Raw genomic sequence first — 19430 nt, forward strand, 5'->3', positions numbered from 1 at the left:
AACGGTTGAAGTATAAGTTCCACCAGTTGTATAAGTGGTTCCATTTACTGACCAAGTGTAAGTATCACAAGCGGAAATAGTCGTTGTGTTGGTTGATGTTGGATTAACGGTTGCTGTGACAGGAACTCTAGGAGAAGCACAAACTTCAGTAACATCCCAATCAAAGAAGTTGTTGTAACTAGCATCCGGAGTACCATCAAATGTATTTAGTGAACCTGTAATTGCAATTGCACCTGTAGCAGTTGGTGTCGCTGCAGGGAAACTGCTCAACTTTCCTATTACATTCGTAGAACTTAATCCATTTGTAGCTAATAATCTATAACCCGTTCCGGCTGGAATATCATAATCAAGCACAACTGTATTTGATACAGAAGTAGAAATAGTTCCAGTATTAGTTGCTGGAATAAAAGTCACAGCTGAAGTACCAGGTACTTGAACACCATTCTTAAATAATTTTATGGTAATTGGCGCTCCTGCATCAGCAGCTCCAGCCGTTTGTTTAGGATAAACTTTCACCGAATTTAAACGTACGTTAGTAGATGCATTAAATACAAGTCCACTAAATGGTGACGTTTGCGTTGTTGTACCTGCAAACGCTTTACCTGCTGTATAAGTTGAGCTTGATTCTGCAGCCACATAATAAGTAGTCGTAGCAGCAACATTCGGTGAATAAGTTGTACCCGTTGCTAAAGCAGTACCGCCTGTTGCATCTGCATACCAACTAATAGTTCCTGAAGCCGTGGTAGCTTCTAAATTAGCTACTCCCGCACTACAAATTGTATCCGAAGTAGTTGAAGTAATCGCATTAGTAAAGGTTACTTCTACCGGTGTAGAATTAACCACAACAGGACCAAAAGGACAAGTTACTGTACAACGATAATAAGTATCCGCTGTTGGAGTTGCTAAATAAGAAGAAGCTGTTGCACCAGAAATATCTGTGTAATTACTACCTCCATCAGTTGAAGCTTGCCACTGATAAGTAACGCCAGCTCCTGAAACCTCATTCTGCAAACTCAAAGCCACCGTTTGTGTACGACATAAAGTGGTTGGTGTTTGAACATTTGAAAATGTCAAAGCAGTTTGAGAAACAGAAGATATTGTTGCCGGTTGAGACAATGTTAATGCCGTACCGCTAATTGCTACCACAGTAGTCCCGGCAGGAATACCACTCCCTGTCACGGTTAAACCTACTGTAATAGCAGTATTAGCAGTTTGTAAAGTTACATTCGCTGAACCAGCAGTTATACCAGTACTGCTCGAATTTTGTAATGTTACCGCTTGAATTATTGTTAAATCAGCAATAGTATTTCCAGGGTTTACTGTTGTACAGTTTGGCATAGTGGCATAAGCAAAGTTACCTGTAAAACTTGCGCCTGGAGTTGCCATAACGGTAGTTATATTATTTGGTGTGCCAGATGCAAATGTTGAAATATCACCAAATACATTGTCATAGATTCCTTCGTCTGTTGGAGCCTGAACAATAATATTATTCGATGCAATAGCACTGTTTCCTAATCTTACATTAAAATCAGCTAAAGTCCCTAATACGCCTACTCTTTCCACTGTCCATCTTGCTGCACTTAAGTTTGAAATATTGGCAGAAGCTGTACCTAAATTGGCATTAAAAGCCTCTACTTTAAAATCAGCACCACCGCCAACTGCTAAAGATATAGGTGAATAAACTCCGTCTTTACCAACAGGATAAAGTGAGAAAAATGTTGAATTTCCACTTGTTGCAATTCCTCTTACCACCGGACCATTGATATAACAAGTGTTACTAAAAGTACCTATTATAGAGCCTGTTTGTGATAAATCTGCTCTACCCACGTGTAAAGGCGTTGCATCTGAAGTATTAATAACTCCTGCATTCATTGTTAATGAAGCCACTCTAAAATTCGGCATAGCTATAGTTACTCCGGGAATGCTTGTATTGTTTACTACTAAAGAAGTAAAATTGGCATAAGCTAAACTATTATTTAAATCATTATAAAAAATTCCGATTCCTGAAATAGTTTGTGGCGTTGTTACGGCCACAGCTGTACCATTCAAAAAATTTGCTAAGTTAACCGAAGTATTTAATTGGAAGTTCGCAACACCATTGTTTTCAACATCGCCACCAAAATAAATTGGAGAGCTAACACCAACAGGTCTTACAAAAGCACTTCCGGATACAATAGTAAATTTATTTTGAACATTTAACGTCCCTAAACTTTTGCCAAACCTGTTAACTGCATCAAGAGAATTGATGGTCAAATTCCCTACAGATAAAACACCACCGCCCGCAGCAAAATTGGTATAAAAACCATTGGTTGTAACCGGTGCTTGATCAGTAGATACACCATCACCTAATTGGATTGTATGATTAAGTCCAGTGGCTTTATGGACTGCTGAACTGTAAACAAAAGCAAAGCTACTAGCATTACTATCATATATTGTTATGGTTGCCGGAGCAACGATGGTTCCAGTTGCTGGCAAAGACAAATCGATTCTTACACCATTAATTGCTGTAATGGTAGTACCCGGTTGGATACCTGTACCGCCAACAATCTGTCCTACTTGTAACAATGGATTAGCTACCGGTAAAATAATAACCGAACTGTTAGGTGAAACACCTGAGAAGTTAATAGCTTCCTGACTTGCAATAGGAGAAGTTGTCAATCCTAACAGAGGTTGAGATAAAGTAACCCCACCAATACCATTCAAATCAAAACCTACGCTAACCACAGTCGTTCCCGCTTGAACTCCATTTCCTGAAATTAGCTGACCTACTGCTAAACTACTTGCATTTGGACTCGAGGTATCTATATTAATCACATAACTACCATCATTCATTGAAGCAAAATTCAAAATTGCCCCTGCTGCAATATCTGCTGTGATTGCTTGTGATAAAACCAAAGTAATAGGAGAATTTGAAAGTTGTCCGGCAGTTACAGAAACAATGGTTGTTCCCGGCGCAATTCCGGTTCCGGTTACAATTTGCCCAACGCCATAAATACCTTTATTACTATTGAAACCTGCCATAAGAATCGTGGTCGCACCTGTAGTAGCTGCTGCGTTGGTTCCTTTGGAAAATGTACCTGAAGCACCATAAGTATTAATCGGATAAGAAGTAACCGAAGTCGCTGTAGTTTGAACAGCATTATTTACCAATGGATCGACGATAGTGATAGTTCCTCCTGTTAAATTAATTGCCGAAGTTTCTATTTTGAACAATGAAACTCCTTGCCCAACACTATTCGCAGCCACACCACCAGCATTACCGTCAACAATAATGTTACCACCAGTATGGTTGAAAGTACTGGTTGATCTGTGGATTACATTTCCATTAACAGTAAGTGTACCACCCGAAACGGTATTGGTACCATTATTAGCAAAAACAGCATTGTTGTTTGAACAACCTACCGTTAAATCTCCTGAAGCATTAACTAAAGTTCCACCTTCGTTAATCGTGACACCCGCTGCATTATTTCCGGTAGAATTAACCGTTACCATATGCCCAGAAGCAATCGTAACGATGTCACTACAGGAAGGAGCACCACTTGGCGACCAAGTTGCAGCATCATTCCAATCGCCTGAAGCATTTGAAATTTTTGTAACCGCACCTTGTAATGAAGAAACGCCAACACCTACGTAAAATGCTGAAGTGGTTAAGTCAGCATCGGCTATACTTTTTCTCACAACAAAAGGGGAATTCGTTCCATTAACGTGTGTTCCGGCAGTTACTGAACCTGAATTCATCACTCTAGAGCTACCATCTAAAGCACTGTAAGCACCAACAGCATACAAACCTAAAGTATAAGTACCTGTACTCACATAAGTACTTCCAGTTTTAGAAATTGTCCAGTTTCCATTGTATCTGTCTGTAATAGTATAAGAACCATCAGCAATTGAAAGACCAGTAGTCATTGTTGTTGCATCAGCATAACTCATTGCTAATTCACCTGCAGTTGTAGCACCAGTGTTAACTAAGAATGCCCATCTGTTTTGTCCTGTTACACTTAAGAACGGGAAAAGCACTGTACTGTTTGGATTATAATCGGTTCCCGGATCAATAACAGTACCCATAGCCGATGTTGTATACCATCTTGAAATTTCACCCCCGATAAAACCATTACCTAAAGTGCAAGTAAAATTACCCGAAGACATTGAAGCAAAGTTTCCGATGTATAATTTATTAGAACCAAGAGCTACTCTGGCATTATTCAATCTAAGACTATTTTTAATTCTAACATTATTAAGTTGCCAATCAACATTAGGAATGGCAGTACTTGTATTACTAATCGTTAATTGATTAATTATACCTGCGGTATTAGTTGTTGTAGTCGAAACTACCGTACCCCCTAAAACACCAGTTCCATCAGAAGTAATTGTTTGAAGTGTAGAACCAAATAAAGTTAGAGATCCTATACCAACACCCGTATTTCCAACTGACACATCTAATCGACCGCTAGAAGCCAAATCAATATTATGACCTACTTTTAATGATTTTCCATTTGTTCCTTGATACACATTAAATCTAGCTCCTGAGCCACTAATTAATAAATCGTTATTTACTGTAAACTCATCACTTAAAACGCCAAAATCAATTACCGCATTGGATCCGGCTATATATAAATTATTAGCACCTAGGTTTCTATTGTCAATAGTTACAGTGTGACCAGCATTTATTACTACATCATCAGCAGGAGAAGGCACGTAACCTACATCCCAAGTAGATGGATTTGTAAAATTTCCGCTAGCAACCGAAGCAATCTCATTTCCACCAGCTCTAGATACCACGGAAATATTATCAATAGCAGCAGGTGGGTTTGTTCCTCCACCATTACCATTTGTCCACATAAAAATTAATCTGACAGTAGTCCCTGCAAAATTTGATGGAATAAATCCAAAAGCCGTTTGTGTAACAGCATTAATACTGCCATAAGTTATAGAAGTTGCTCCTGCAAGAGTTGCCGGAACAGTCGTTTGTAAATCTGTACCAACAGGCGTATAACTGGTTGGCGCAGCAAAAACTTGCCAAGAAGCACCGCTAGTTCCAACCGACTTCCAGTTGAAACTCAAAGCAATATTAGTTTGTCCTACAGGAACAGTAATATCTCTATAAAAGAACACTGTTCTGGCACCGGAAATACCAACATAAGAATTGGTTTCTCCATTGTCAAGCGAAATGTAAGCTGAATTCCCGGCAATGGCTCCGGAATTAACAGCAGTTCCCACTACCCATTTAACCGGACCTACACCATCATTGGCAACAGTCCAGCCGTTAGCAGCGAAAGTACTGCCTGAGTCAAATGCTCCATCCGAAACCGGAATAAGTTGTGTTTGAGCTTTCATGGTTGTTAAAGCGAAGAGTAGCATCAAAACAACTAAAGCAAAACCAATTGAACTTGGTTTCTGTCCAAAGGCTTTTCCGGTCAAAGACGACAAAGAACCTGATGAACTTTTCAAAAAGTAATTTTTAAACATAATTATTTGAATTGGTTAATTTAGAGAAGTAAAAGTATTATGTCGATACTATATAAAAAAAGACAACACTTTCTAATTTAACGAAATTCAAAAGGACTTTATACAAAAACGCTGTCACTATACAACTAATCATTGGACTTCTAAACAGACAAAAACTCCCCAATTTCTTGGGGAGTTTCATATTATAGATATTTTAAAATTCAATCTGAAATCATTCCTGTAGAAACTTTAATCAACAATATTCGATGTTTTAATTTCATTGTCGATAAATACTTATAAAATCCTTAAAATGTAAGATAAAAATGTAAAAAATATTTTTTAATGGATTACCTATCTTTGAATATGGTCTTGAAGGTTTGCCTCTCTATCAGACGAAAATGGAGTTGTGGAATACTCACAGAGTATAAGGATTTTACTTTTTTGTAATTCGATAGAGTTTTCCGCTATCGGTAATAGCATATAATGCACCGTCCTTTCCTTGTGCAACATCTCTAAAACGCTCACCTTCTTCGGTAAGCAGTCTCTCTTCTCCGATTACTTTATTGTTTTGAATAACTAATCGTACAACATGCTGGCTACTCAGTCCTCCAATAAATAGATTATTTTCCCATTCAGGGATTATTTTTCCACTGTAAAATGTCATACCGCTCGGAGAGACAACCGGATCCCAATAATATACAGGCTGCTCCATTCCTTCCATTTGGGTTTTAACTTCTCCAATAGTATTTCCATCATATTCTATTCCATAAGTAATAATGGGCCAACCATAATTTTTCCCTGCAACGATTCGATTCAACTCATCACCTCCGCGAGGACCAAATTCGTTTTCCCATAAATCACCCGTAACCGGATGAAAGGCTAAACCTTGTACATTTCGATGACCATATGAATACAATTCGGGTCTAGCGTTAGGATTACTGGCGAACGGATTACCAATTGCCGGTTCTCCATTAACGGTTATTCGTATTATCTTACCAAGAGCCGAATTGAGGGATTGTGCCTGAGGTCGAGTTTCCCGATCAGAGCGTTCCCCGGTACTAAAAACCAGATTCCCTGTTTTGTCAAAAAGTATTCTTGAACCATAATGTAAAACGCCTTTATAGGCAGGAGTAGCTCGATAAATAACTTTTGCGTTCTCGATAATACGTTCGTTATTTGACAAACGACCTTTAGCTACCGCTGTAAGGTTACCTTGTGGCGATTTTTCTGAAAATGTCCAATAAACCATTCGGTTTTGAGTAAAGTCAGGATCAATAGTTATGTCTAAAAGTCCGCCTTGCCCACTATCATTTACTTCCGGAATCCCAGTGATTTCCTCACTAACATTACCCGACGCCTCTGCTAGGCGAAGTGTTCCGCCCTTTTCAGTGATTAGCAAACGTCCATCAGGCAGTGGCGCTATTCCCCAAGGCCTTTTTAGCGTATTATCTAAAACTTTGATTTCGATTGGCGTTTTGGTCTTTACGCCAACTATACGTGTTTGTCCGGTAAATGCAGGTTTGTATTTGGCATTTGGCGCTTCTGTTTCAACAGGAACACCTTCAAGGGTTTGTACTTGATCCTGCTTTTTATTGCAGGTGGCGAGGAAAAATGATAACGCAATAGTTGTTAGGACAGCTTTCATAACGTTGCAATTAATTTATGTAAAATTAGAATTATCGCTATCACCAAAGTTATATTATTTTCGCAAATTATTGTAGAATAAACAGTAATGTGCTTAAAATAAGATTTGTAGTTTCCAAAAGAGTGGCTTGTTATAAATATTCCAACGTACGTTCTAATGCCATTCCACGGGAACCTTTTATTAGAATTATTTGGTGTTCCAACTTTATTGCCGTTAAATATTTAGCAAAATCTTCAAATGTCGGATAAAAATTCAAATACTTATTCTCTATTGCATTGGCATAAAAATCTTTACCCACAAAATGACAATCAAATGAAACGACTTTATCTAAAAACTCAACAATATATTTATGTTCCGAAAGGCTTTCGTTACCCAACTCATACATATCACCAATCACAATAGTTTTATTAGACTTATCCAATTGGATAAAATTTTCCAAAGCTACTTTCATACTACTCGGATTAGCATTATAAGCATCGAGTATGATTTCGTTAGTTCCTTTGGTTAACAATTGAGAACGATTATTTTCGGGAATATAACTCTCAATTGCTTCTTTAATTTCTGTCGGCTTTACGCCAAAATAATGTCCGATAGCTATCGCCGCACTAATATTATTGGCATTGTACAAACCAATCAAATGGGAATTAACATCAACGCCAAGTGATTTTATTTTTACAAAAGGATTAGCCACAATACTTTCAATAGAAACATCGGCTGCTTTATCTTTTTGGCTAAAAGTATATCGCTTAATATCGATTGTCTTACTGTCTTGAATTTCATCATCTAAATTGACAAAAACAGATTTAGCCTTGGATTTTAAATAAGCATACATTTCGCTTTTGCCCTTAATCACGCCTTCTACTCCACCGAAACCTTCTAAATGAGCTTTCCCGAAATTGGTGATAAATCCATAATCAGGTTGTGCTAATTCACATAAAAATTCGATCTCTTTTTGGTGATTGGCACCCATTTCAACAATCCCGATTTCAGTTTCCTTTGTAAAAGACAATAAGGTTAATGGCACTCCAATATGATTATTTAAATTACCAACTGTAGCCACTGTCTTGAATTTTTTAGACAAAACTACATTGATTAATTCTTTGGTTGTTGTCTTACCGTTACTTCCGGTTAAGGCAATTATAGGAAGCTTTAAATAGTTTCTGTGGTATTGCGCTAATTCTTGTAATGATTTCAAACTGTCTTCTACCAATATCGTTCTCTCATCAATATAATAATCCTTATTATCAATCATCACATAAGCCGCGCCTTTGGTTAAGGCTTCATTTGCAAAAGTATTGGCATCAAATCGTTCTCCTTTGATAGCCACAAAAAAAGAGTTGGGGTCAATTTTTCGAGTGTCGATAGAAAATTGGGAACACTTTAAAAACAGGTCATGAATTTGCTGAATGGTCATTGGTATGGTATTAAAATAAAAAAGCCCTTAAAAATAGGGCTTTTTTGGTATTATTCATAAAACTAAAATTAGTTTCTAGGTCTTTTCTTTTTGTCTGCTTTTGGACCAACTCTAGACATGGCACATCTGAATCCGATGTAGTCTGTTGCGATATCTTGCGGGAAGTATCTTCTTTGAGCCGGATCTAACCAATAAGCTCTATCTCTCCAAGAACCACCTTTGTATACTCTAACATCATCATTAACTAAAGTCGTTCTCTTATTTGACTTGTCATATTTTTTGATCATGTTACCCAAACTGTCGGTAGAAACATTGTGTTGAGGAGAATCATACATTCTTTGGTCGTCTCTCAATTTTCCTTTTTCATCGCCTTCTTCTGAGTTACCAAATTTGAAATATCTTGTTGATTGTTTATCACCATCACGATAATTTCTGTTATCAGATTTGTCAAAGTTTTGTCTCAAATAAGTTTCTTTATCATCAACAGGCACTTGTGAAATTTGACCCGGCATATTTCTCGCTACAATTTTTCCGTTTGATAAGGTATCAAAAACTTGAGTTTCAGCAGTAACTAATTCAACTTTACCATCTTCTCCAATTTTGTTTTTCATATAAACGTTACCTCTGTAGTAGTTGAAGTCATTCGCTTCATCATCAACGATAGGTCTGTAAACGTCGGCAACCCATTCGGCAACGTTTCCTGCCATATCATATAATCCAAAATCATTTGGAGGATATGATTTAACTTTGTTCGTGATATCGGCTCCATCATCAGACCATCCTGCGATTCCACCGTAATCTCCTTTTCCTTGTTTGAAGTTAGCCAATTGATCTCCTCTTACTTGTCTTTTACCCGAACGAGTATAAGTTCCAGACCAAGGGTATTTCTTTTGACCTTTGTAGGCATTGTACTCTCTTTGACCTACATCAGCAGCAGCGGCATATTCCCACTCAGCTTCAGTTGGTAATCTGTACTCAGGTAAAATTAAACCTGAACTTCTTTGAGCATAAACATTTTTAGGGCTGTTTCCTGCAGTATTTGTAGATCCCGCAGCAGCAGCTTTAGGAGCTTTACCAGCTTTTTGTCCTTTTTGTAAAACAAGATTAGTATCTCCACCTTTCGATGTTGAAGGAGAAGCAAGGTACGCTTCAGTACTGAATACTTTATCAGCCGCCATGTCTGTTACCTTTGAATCTTTCTTCAAATAACGTTGGTCTTCAAGAATTTTTTCGTTTACACGGTCAGTTCTCCAAATAGCAAACTCAGTCGCTTGAATCCAATTCACACCCACTACAGGATATTCAGCATAAGCCGGATGTCTTAAATAGTTATTGGTCATTGTTTCGTTATATCCTAAACGGTTTCTCCATACTAAAGTATCAGGAGAAGCGCCTTCATATATGTTTTTGTAATTTTCTTGGTCTGGTGGGAAAACTGTTTTTAACCAATTTAAGTACTCCATGTACATCATATTGGTTACTTCTGTTTCATCCATGTAGAATGACATAACGTGTTGCTGATTTGGAGTATTGTTCCAATCGTGCATAACATCATCCTGAACTTTACCCATGGTAAATGTTCCACCTTCAACCATTACTAAACCCGGACCAGTTGCTTGTTTTTTAAACTTCGAAGCATACTGAAAACCACCTTTTTTATCGTTGATTTTCCATCCGGTAGCTTTGGAACCACCTTTTGAATCGGATTTTTTACTACAACTAGTAAAACCAATCATTATCACTAATGACAGTAATAATTTTACAGCAATAATTTTGTTTACTTTCATATTTTTAGTAGGTAAAAATTTAGAGGCGCAATATAGGAATTAACCATTAAATCGCAACATCTTTTTTAAATTAATACTAAATTCGTCATTCATTGACGCATTTTATATACAACGCAAAAATAATAGTTTTATTGTATTTTGAACTAAAAAAAATATTTTTTTCCTTTTTAATACTATTTTGTTGAAATTTGCGTTTATTCTATACTATGAAAAAGATTATTACCGTTTTATTGCTATTTGTTACCTTCATAGGTATTTCTCAAGAGCAAGGAAGCGTTACTTTGAATTGGACTGAGAAAAAAGTGTTCTATCAAGGTGACTATTCCTTTAATATTCCACAATTTAATGTTGAAAATTTCCAGTTTGACAGTTACTCAAAAACCCTCAACTATTTACTGACTTTTAATCTCACTAGTGATATTCCGGAAAACGGCATGCAAATCACTAATCTGGTTTTTGAACCTATAGCAGAAAACCAATTGGGTGATTTAGATCCAAAAAACATCCCTACTTCTTTTAAATATAGTTTTAGAACTAATGCAGCCCGTGATCAATTTTATGGAAATTTATCTGTTTCTCCTATTATTAAGGAAGGTAATTCATTTAAAAAATTAATCTCTTTCAATTATTTGGCTCAGCAAAACCAAGCCAACAGAACTATAAACTCATCCAATAATGTAGAAGCCATTCAAAACTCTGTTTTAAGCTCAGGGAATTGGTATCGTTTTTACATTAAAAAATCAGGCGTCTACAAGATCAGCAAGAGCTTCCTTCAAAGTTTAGGCTTAGACACTAATGTTGATCCGAGAAAAATCAAAATTTTTGGCAGTGGCGGCAAAATGTTACCCCTATTAAATTCTGTTGCGTATCCCATAGATTTAGAAGAAAATGCCATTCAATTTATAGGTGAAAGCGATGGTGTTTTTGATAGTCAGGATTATATTCTTTTCTATGCGGATGGATTAGACAATTGGAATGATGATTACAAAACCAATCTGAACATCTACACCGAAAAGGCTTACTTTTATGTCACAACAACCGGTGGAACAGGTAAAAGAATCACTGACATGGCTCAACCCACCGGAACGGCTAATACCAACATTACCACTTTTGACGATTATCAATTTTACGAAACGGAAAAGATAAATTTCACCCGTTTGGGCAGGCTGTGGTTTGGAGAAGATTTCAACTTCAATAACATACAAGAATTTGATTTCAACTTTCCGAATTTAGTTACCACTTCTCCTATGCAAATATCGGTTCATGCCGGTTCTTCTGCTTTTACAGCTACCAATTTTAAGGTTGAGGCCAACTCTCAATTGGTAGGAAACATCAACATAGGCGCAATTAATGTTATAAGCAGTGTAAAAATTATGGAAGGCATTGTAACCAACAATGTAAATATTTCTTCAGAAGACGTGACCATCACAATCACTTATGATAATGGTAGTGTTCCGAGTTCTAAAGGATATTTAGACTTCATCAACATCAAAGCCAAAAGAAACCTTCAAGGCTATGGAAAACAATTTAGATTTCAGTTTGACCAAGCCAATGCTTTGTCCGGGATAGGAGAATATCAACTCTCAAATGCAGCAGGAATAAGTCAGGTTTGGGACATTACTGATATATATAATGTAACCAAAGTTGAAAATGCCAATGCGAGTTCATTTTCGTTCAAATCCGATTTAGGAGAAATCAGAAAATATATTGCCATTGACAACACGGATTTTTATATTCCTTCCAAAGAATCTAAAGCTAAAGTAGACAATCAAAATCTAAAAGGAACCATATTTACCAATGCGCAAGGGCAATTTCAAGATGTTGACTACTTAATCATAACACCCAAAAATCTCAATTCTCAAGCGGAGAAGTTGGCTAATTTCCATAGAAATTATTCCAATTTAAAAGTCAAAGTGGTGAATTTAGAAAATATATATCCCGAATTCTCTTCAGGAAAACAAGATATTGCAGCCATCAGAAACTTTGTCAAATATGTTTATGAAAACGCTTCTTCTTCTGACAATCGCGTTAGATACCTAAATCTCTTCGGTGATGGTTCTTATGATTTTAAAGATCGTATTCCAAATAACACAAACATTGTCCCAACCTACCAAAGCTTGAACAGCTTTACCGAATCAGAATCTTCTTTTACCTCTGATGACTTTTTTGGATTAATGTCACCCAATGAAGGCCGAATGGATTTTGGCACTTTACCTTTAAATGGGCAATTGAGCATTACTCCTAATTACGGTCAACTTGATATTGCTGTAGGCCGAATGATTGTCAGCTCAACACAACAGGCAGAAGAAATGGTAAACAAAATCATCGAATACCATGATATAAAATCTTATGGTAATTGGAGAAATAACTACGTCAGCATTGCCGACGATCCATCAATTGGCAGCAATGGTCAAGCTACTTCAGACAATCAATTACAGTACTTTCAAAACCGATTGACAGATAGAATCACACTGGAAAAACCTTTTATCAATCCTAAAAAAATAATCTTGGACGCGTATGTTCAAGAAACTTCTGCCGGTGGAAAACGCTATCCTAAAGCCCGTGAAGAACTCTTTGCTGCTTTCGAAAAAGGCGCTTTGGTCTTTAATTATTTAGGACATGGCGGTGAAGACGGCTTATCCGAAGAACGCATTTGGGAAAAATCAGACGGACAAAATTTAGCCAATCGATACAAATATCCTTTATTCATAACGATTACTTGTGACTTTTCCAGATTTGACAATCCCTACCGACCAACAGCCGGAGAATACACTTATTGGAACCCAAAAGGCGGTGCTATCGCCATGATAACCACTGTTCGCTCTATTGGACAAACTACTGCTCAATCTTTTAATGATGTTATGGCGCAACAGCTTTTTGCTTACGGAAGCAACAATTATCCTTCTATTGCAGAAGCTTTACGTAGGGCTAAAAACATCAGCCCAAATTCGGCCACTAATATTGTATTCTATCTTGGAGATCCGGCTTTAATGTTGGCTATTGCCAAACCTAAAATAGTGTTGACTGAAGTCAATGACATGCCTATAACGGGACCAATTGACGATCTAAAATCATTGGCCTATGTGAAATTATCCGGACAAGTTTTAGATGAAAACGACAATCCTTTGCCAACTTACAACGGTGAATTATCGGTAAATATTTTCGACAAAAACATTACTGTTAATACACTGAGGAATGACGGCACTAACGCCTACAATCCTAGTGGAACTACACCAGCCCCAGCCACAATGGCTTTTACAGCTTTAGGCGAAACCATTTTCAGAGGAAATGCGTCTGTAAATAATGGCCAATTTGAATTTGGATTTGTTGTACCCAGAGATATTAGAATCCCGGTTGACAATGGAAGAATCAGTTTCTACTCTAAACGAAATCAGATATTACTAGACAAAAGCGGTTACAATACCGATATTAAAATCGGTGGTATTAACACCAATGCTGTAGCCGATAATACCGGCCCAACAGTAAGACTGTACATGAATGATGAAACATTCGTCAATGGTGGAATTACGAATGAATCACCGTTTTTACTGGCTATTTTAGAAGATGAACACGGAATAAATACAGCAAGCGGTATTGGTCACGACATAGTAGGCATTCTTGATGGAGACGAAAGCAAACCGTACATCATGAATGATTATTATGAAACCGAGTTAGACGATTACACCAAAGGAAGGGTTTATTTCCCTTTCCGAAATTTAGCGGTCGGTTTGCATACACTTACTTTCAAAGCTTGGGATGTATACAACAACCCAATCACAGCCGAAATTCAATTCGTAGTAGTGGGCGACGAAACTATTGCACTCGACCATGTTTTGAATTATCCAAATCCATTTGTGAGCTACACCGAATTTTGGTTTTCTCACAACAGACCTTTTGAACCTTTAGACGTACAAGTACAAGTGATGACTATTACCGGTAAAATTGTTTGGTCTAAAAATCAAACCGTAACAACCGATGGTTTTCTTTGTAGAGAAATTACTTGGGACGGAAAAGATGATTTCGGCGACCGAATTGGAAAAGGGGTTTACGTCTATAAATTGACCGTAAAATCCACTTTATCGAATAAAAAAGCAGAAAAAATAGAAAAACTTGTAATCCTTTAGGAAAATACTATATTTGTTAACTTTTATTAAAATTGAAAATGAAAAAAATTGTAATCCTCTTTATATTATTTACCACAATACCATCTATAAAAGCCCAGCAAGATAGTCGTGTAATCACAACAGGAGTTCCATTTCTATTAGTGGCAGCTGATGCTCGTGCAGCTGGTTTGGCTGACCAAGGAGTAGCCACTTCAGCCGATGCTTTTTCACAACAGTGGAACCCGGCCAAATATGCTTTCTCACTTGACAAACAAGGCTTTACCGCAAGTTACACACCTTACTTAACTGATTTGGTGAATGACATTTCATTAGGCCAAGCCACTTACTACAACAGAATAAACGAAAGAAGTGCTTTTGGGGTGAGTTTACGTTACTTCGGATTAGGAGAAATTGAATTCAGAAGAGAAGCAGAAGATGTTCCGGTAATTGTAAAACCAAACGAATTAGCCTTAGACGGTTCCTACTCTTTGAAACTAAGTGAAAGATTCGCCATGTCGGTTGCAGGTAGATATATCCGTTCTCAATTAAGATTCCCAACCGAATCAGGTGGCGATGCCAAACCAGCCAGTACTTTTGCAGTGGATATTGCCGGTTTTTACCAAAGTGAAGAAACTGCATTGGCCGATTTTAACGGACGCTTGAGATTGGGTTTCAACTTTCAAAACCTAGGACCGAAAATCAATTATGATGCTGGTGCTTCTGATGATGATAGTGCCAACTTCCTTCCGGCCAACATGAGAATTGGTGGTGGTTATGATTTTATTTTTGACGAATACAACAAAGTATCGGTAAGTGTCGAATTAGCCAAACTTTTAGTGCCAACACCACAAAGTGCCGACCTAGATGGTGATGGATTAATCACATCACCTGAAGAATTGGCTTTAAGAGATGAAAACAATGCTGAATACAACAAAGTAAACTGGGTTTCAGGTATCTTCAAGTCATTTGGTGATGCGCCCGGTGGTTTTAGCGAAGAATTACAAGAGTTCACCTACTCTGTAGGTGCTGAATATGTATACCAAGATTCATTTGCAATGCGTTTAGGTTACTTTAATGAAAGCCCGGAAAAAGGGGCTAGAAAATTTTTCTCTCTGGGTGCCGGATTTAAATACAACGTAGTTAAAGTAGATGTATCTTATTTATTCTCTGCTTCGAAAGTGAAAAACCCATTAGAAAACACCCTTCGTTTCTCCTTAACATTTAACTTTGGTGATAAATACGAAGAATATTAGTAGGTAATCAATCATAAATATAACATCCAAATTTCTATTTTGAAATTTGGATTTTTTTTCCTCAATAATGAAATAACCATTTGAAATAATTCAATCAAAACTGTAAATCCTAATAATGGTTATTCCATTTTCCAATAAAAAATTATTTAATTCGAATGAAAGAAATAAACATCAATACCTCGTTCACCGTTTTTCAGTCTGTCAATGAACTTCCGCAAGATGTACAATCATTAATGCAACAAGCAGTTGAAATCAGAAAAAAAGCGTATGCGCCTTATTCTAAATTCAGAGTAGGTGCTGCATTACTCTTAGATAACGGAAAAATTGTTTTAGGTTCCAATCAGGAAAACGCTGCTTATCCTTCAGGGCTTTGTGCCGAAAGAGTTGCTATTTTTCAAAGCGGCGCCATTTATCCGGATGCCAAAATAATCAAATTAGCGGTTACAGCTGCCTCGGACAACAACGAAACTAAATCTCCAATTCCACCATGTGGTGCTTGTCGCCAATCGATTTCTGAATACGAATTCAAACAAGATTCGCCAATAGAAATCTATTTTATGGGCGAAAGCGGAGAAGTTTACAAATCAGATTCGATTAAAAATTTACTACCGTTAAGTTTCGACAAAAACTTCTTGTAACAAGCAAAAATTACTGCTTTTAAATTTTACTTCTTAAGTGGAATGTTTTACTTTTGCCTTTCGCAAATTTGTGTGTGAGTGAACTATTTTGCGTTGAATAATAATTTAGATCTTAATAACGCTTTAGCAAAAAGAAACAAATGAAAGAAGTAACAAGAGAAGTTTATTTGAAATGGTATGAAGACATGCTGTTTTGGAGAAAGTTTGAAGACAAACTTGCCGCACTCTATATTCAACAAAAAGTTAGAGGATTTCTTCACTTATATAATGGTCAGGAAGCCGTTTTGGCCGGTGCATTGCACGCTATGAACTTAGGCGGAAAAGACAAAATGATTACGGCCTATCGTAATCACGTTCAACCAATCGGAATGGGTGTTGACCCAAAGAAAGTAATGGCTGAACTCTTAGGAAAAGTAACAGGAACTTCCAAAGGAATGGGCGGTTCAATGCACATCTTTTCTAAAGAACACGGATTTTATGGTGGTCATGGTATCGTAGGAGCTCAAATTCCTGTGGGTGCTGGTATGGCTTTCGCCGATAAATATTTCGAAACCGGTGGTGTAACCCTAACCTATTTTGGGGATGGTGCAGCACGTCAAGGTTCATTACACGAAGCTTTCAACATGGCCATGTTATGGAAATTACCGGTAGTATTCATTTGTGAAAACAATGGATATGCGATGGGAACTTCTGTTGAAAGAACAGCTAACCACACCGACATTTGGAAACTGGGTTTAGGTTATGAAATGCCTTGCGGACCAGTCGATGGAATGAACCCGGTAAAAGTAGCCGAAGCCATGCATGAAGCGATGGAAAGAGCGCGTCGTGGAGACGGACCCACTTTCTTAGAAATGAAAACATACCGCTATAGAGGTCACTCTATGTCGGATGCTCAATTATACCGTTCTAAAGACGAAGTGGAAGAATACAAAAAAATTGACCCAATTACCCAAGTATTGGATGTCATCAAAGAGAAAAAGTATGCTACTGAAGCAGAAATTGAAGCGATAGACGAAAGAGTAAAAGATTTAGTAGAAGAGTGTGCTACATTCGCCGAAGAATCTCCTTTCCCGGAAGCGCAACAATTATATGATGTGGTGTACGAACAAGAAAATTATCCTTTCATACCTCACAGACTATAATTATGGCAACAAAAATCACAATGCCGCGTTTGAGCGATACGATGACCGAAGGAACGGTAGCCACTTGGTTGAAAAAAGTAGGTGATGCAGTTAAAGAAGGTGATATTTTAGCCGAAATCGAAACCGATAAAGCGACCATGGAATTCGAATCTTTCAATGCCGGTACTTTATTATATATAGGAATCAAAGAAGGCGAAACTGCCGCAGTTGATTCACTTTTAGCCATCATCGGAAAAGAAGGCGAAGACATATCCGGATTAATTTCGGGAGGCAATTCAACACCTGCAACTGCTGAGGCAAAAGCAGAAGCCCCTGCTCAAGCTGAAACCCAACCGACAACCGACAACAGTCAACCGACAACTTTACCAAAAGGAGTTGTAGTAGTAACAATGCCTCGTCTAAGTGATACGATGACCGAAGGTACCGTAGCCACTTGGTTGAAAAAAGTAGGTGACGAAGTTAAAGAAGGAGACATTTTAGCCGAAATCGAAACTGATAAAGCCACAATGGAATTCGAATCTTTCAACGCCGGTACTTTATTATTCATCGGAATTAATGAAGGACAATCGGCACCGGTTGACAGCGTTTTAGCCATCATCGGTCCGGCAGGAACTGACATCAACGGCATAGCCGAAAATTATAAAAAAGGTGGCGCTGCTTCAGCTGCTACTCCGGTAGCGACTGAACAAGCTACAGCAACGACACCTATTGCCGAAGCAACGCAAACAGCAGATGGCGGAAGAATTTTTGCTTCTCCATTAGCCAAACAAATTGCGAAGGACAAAGGAATCAACTTGTCTCAAGTAAAAGGCTCAGGAGAAAACGGTCGCATCACCAAAAGTGATGTGGAGAATTTCACTCCATCCAATGTTACACCGAGCGCAGTCGAGGTGCAACAACCGACAACTGACAACCGACAACCGACAACTTCTGTACAACCATTTGTTCCGGCCGGAGAAAAGTTCAGCGAAGAAATCAAAAACTCGCAAATGCGTAAAACCATTGCGAAACGTCTTTCGGAATCAATCTTTACTGCGCCACATTTCTATTTGACTATTGAAGTTGGCATGGACGAAGCGATGAAATCTCGTGCCGTTATCAATACCGTTCCGGATACGAAAGTATCATTTAACGATATGGTAGTAAAAGCTTGTGCTATGGCTTTGAAAAAGCACCCACAAGTGAATTCTCAATGGAGAGAAGACGCAATGATCATCAATCACCACGTCAATATTGGCGTAGCCGTAGCTGTTGAAGACGGTTTAGTCGTTCCGGTATTGAACTTTACAGATCAAATGAGTTTAACTCAAATTGGTGCCAGCGTAAGAGACTTAGCCGGTAAAGCCAAAAACAAAAAACTAACACCTGCCGAAATGGACGGAAGTACGTTTACCGTTTCTAACTTAGGAATGTTTGGCATTCAGTCATTCACTTCTATCATCAACCAGCCAAACTCAGCTATACTATCCGTAGGCGCGATAGAAGAAAAACCGGTGGTTAGAAATGGTCAGATTGTAGTGGGCAATACCATGACCTTAACTTTAGCTTGCGACCACAGAACCGTTGACGGTGCTACAGGAGCGCAATTCTTGCAAACGCTGAGAATCTTCTTGGAGAATCCGGTAACGATGTTGGCATAACAACAAAAATTGCTTATAACTAATAAAACCCGCTCATTGAGTGGGTTTTTTATTTGGGCGTGTCCCTTTAGGTCGGGCTGTCCGTTATATCTTTTACTGTTACAATATTTCATTTACCAACCAATTCTCTACAAACAGTAAAAAGGATGCCACTCCCATCCCTCACGCTTCTAGATTAGACAATATCTTATCTTCTTTCAGGGTTTTATTTAACTCTCATAAAACAAAAAATCCCATCCCTTAGGATAAGGTTTTGCTTCGCCCGTTCGCTTCGCTCATGTCAAAAAAAGACGGCGGATCGATCTCGTCCTTAGACGAGAGACTGCACCGAACGGCTTAAAAACAAAAAACCCCTCATCGTTA

The 19430-nt window shown here is 37.9% G+C and carries 9 protein-coding genes; 5 read left to right on the forward strand and 4 right to left on the reverse strand.

Going from position 1 to position 19430, the window contains the following annotated elements:
* The 4 genes from B3C16_RS02785 to gldJ all read right to left on the reverse strand — a co-directional run.
* A partial coding sequence (locus B3C16_RS02785) for a beta strand repeat-containing protein (RefSeq protein WP_414655251.1) occupies positions 1-5448 on the reverse strand: 5448 nt, incomplete at its 3' end.
* Between the two features lie 430 nt (positions 5449-5878).
* Positions 5879-7090, reverse strand: a complete 1212-nt coding sequence (locus B3C16_RS02790; protein ID WP_291128539.1) for a PQQ-dependent sugar dehydrogenase — start codon at positions 7088-7090, stop codon at positions 5879-5881.
* Between the two features lie 130 nt (positions 7091-7220).
* The gene (locus B3C16_RS02795) at positions 7221-8504 is read right to left on the reverse strand and encodes a UDP-N-acetylmuramoyl-tripeptide--D-alanyl-D-alanine ligase (RefSeq protein ID WP_291128540.1); all 1284 of its coding nucleotides are present in this window, start codon (positions 8502-8504) and stop codon (positions 7221-7223) included.
* 68 nt (positions 8505-8572) lie between these two features.
* Entirely contained in the window at positions 8573-10291 is a 1719-nt protein-coding gene (gldJ, locus tag B3C16_RS02800) for a gliding motility lipoprotein GldJ (RefSeq protein WP_121312715.1), read from the reverse strand.
* A gap of 206 nt (positions 10292-10497) precedes the next feature.
* Between gldJ and porU the strand changes: the two genes are divergently transcribed.
* The 5 genes from porU to B3C16_RS02825 all read left to right on the forward strand — a co-directional run bounded on the left by porU (position 10498) and on the right by B3C16_RS02825 (position 19067).
* Complete coding sequence (porU, locus tag B3C16_RS02805) at positions 10498-14415, forward strand: type IX secretion system sortase PorU (protein ID WP_291128542.1); 3918 nt, start codon at positions 10498-10500, stop codon at positions 14413-14415.
* A 38-nt stretch (positions 14416-14453) separates the two neighbouring features.
* A complete protein-coding gene (gene porV, locus B3C16_RS02810; protein ID WP_121312713.1) occupies positions 14454-15647 on the forward strand; it encodes a type IX secretion system outer membrane channel protein PorV in 1194 nt (397 codons plus the stop codon).
* A gap of 155 nt (positions 15648-15802) precedes the next feature.
* On the forward strand, positions 15803-16285 hold the full coding sequence (cdd, locus tag B3C16_RS02815; RefSeq protein WP_291128544.1) for a cytidine deaminase: 483 nt from the start codon (positions 15803-15805) through the stop codon (positions 16283-16285).
* Positions 16286-16425: 140 nt separating this feature from the next.
* Entirely contained in the window at positions 16426-17427 is a 1002-nt protein-coding gene (pdhA, locus tag B3C16_RS02820) for a pyruvate dehydrogenase (acetyl-transferring) E1 component subunit alpha (RefSeq protein ID WP_121312711.1), read from the forward strand.
* A 2-nt stretch (positions 17428-17429) separates the two neighbouring features.
* Entirely contained in the window at positions 17430-19067 is a 1638-nt protein-coding gene (locus tag B3C16_RS02825; protein ID WP_291128547.1) for a pyruvate dehydrogenase complex dihydrolipoamide acetyltransferase, read from the forward strand.
* Positions 19068-19430 lie beyond the last annotated feature (363 nt).

The sequence above is a fragment of the Flavobacterium sp. UBA7682 genome (genome assembly GCF_002482945.1).
Classification (GTDB): domain Bacteria; phylum Bacteroidota; class Bacteroidia; order Flavobacteriales; family Flavobacteriaceae; genus Flavobacterium.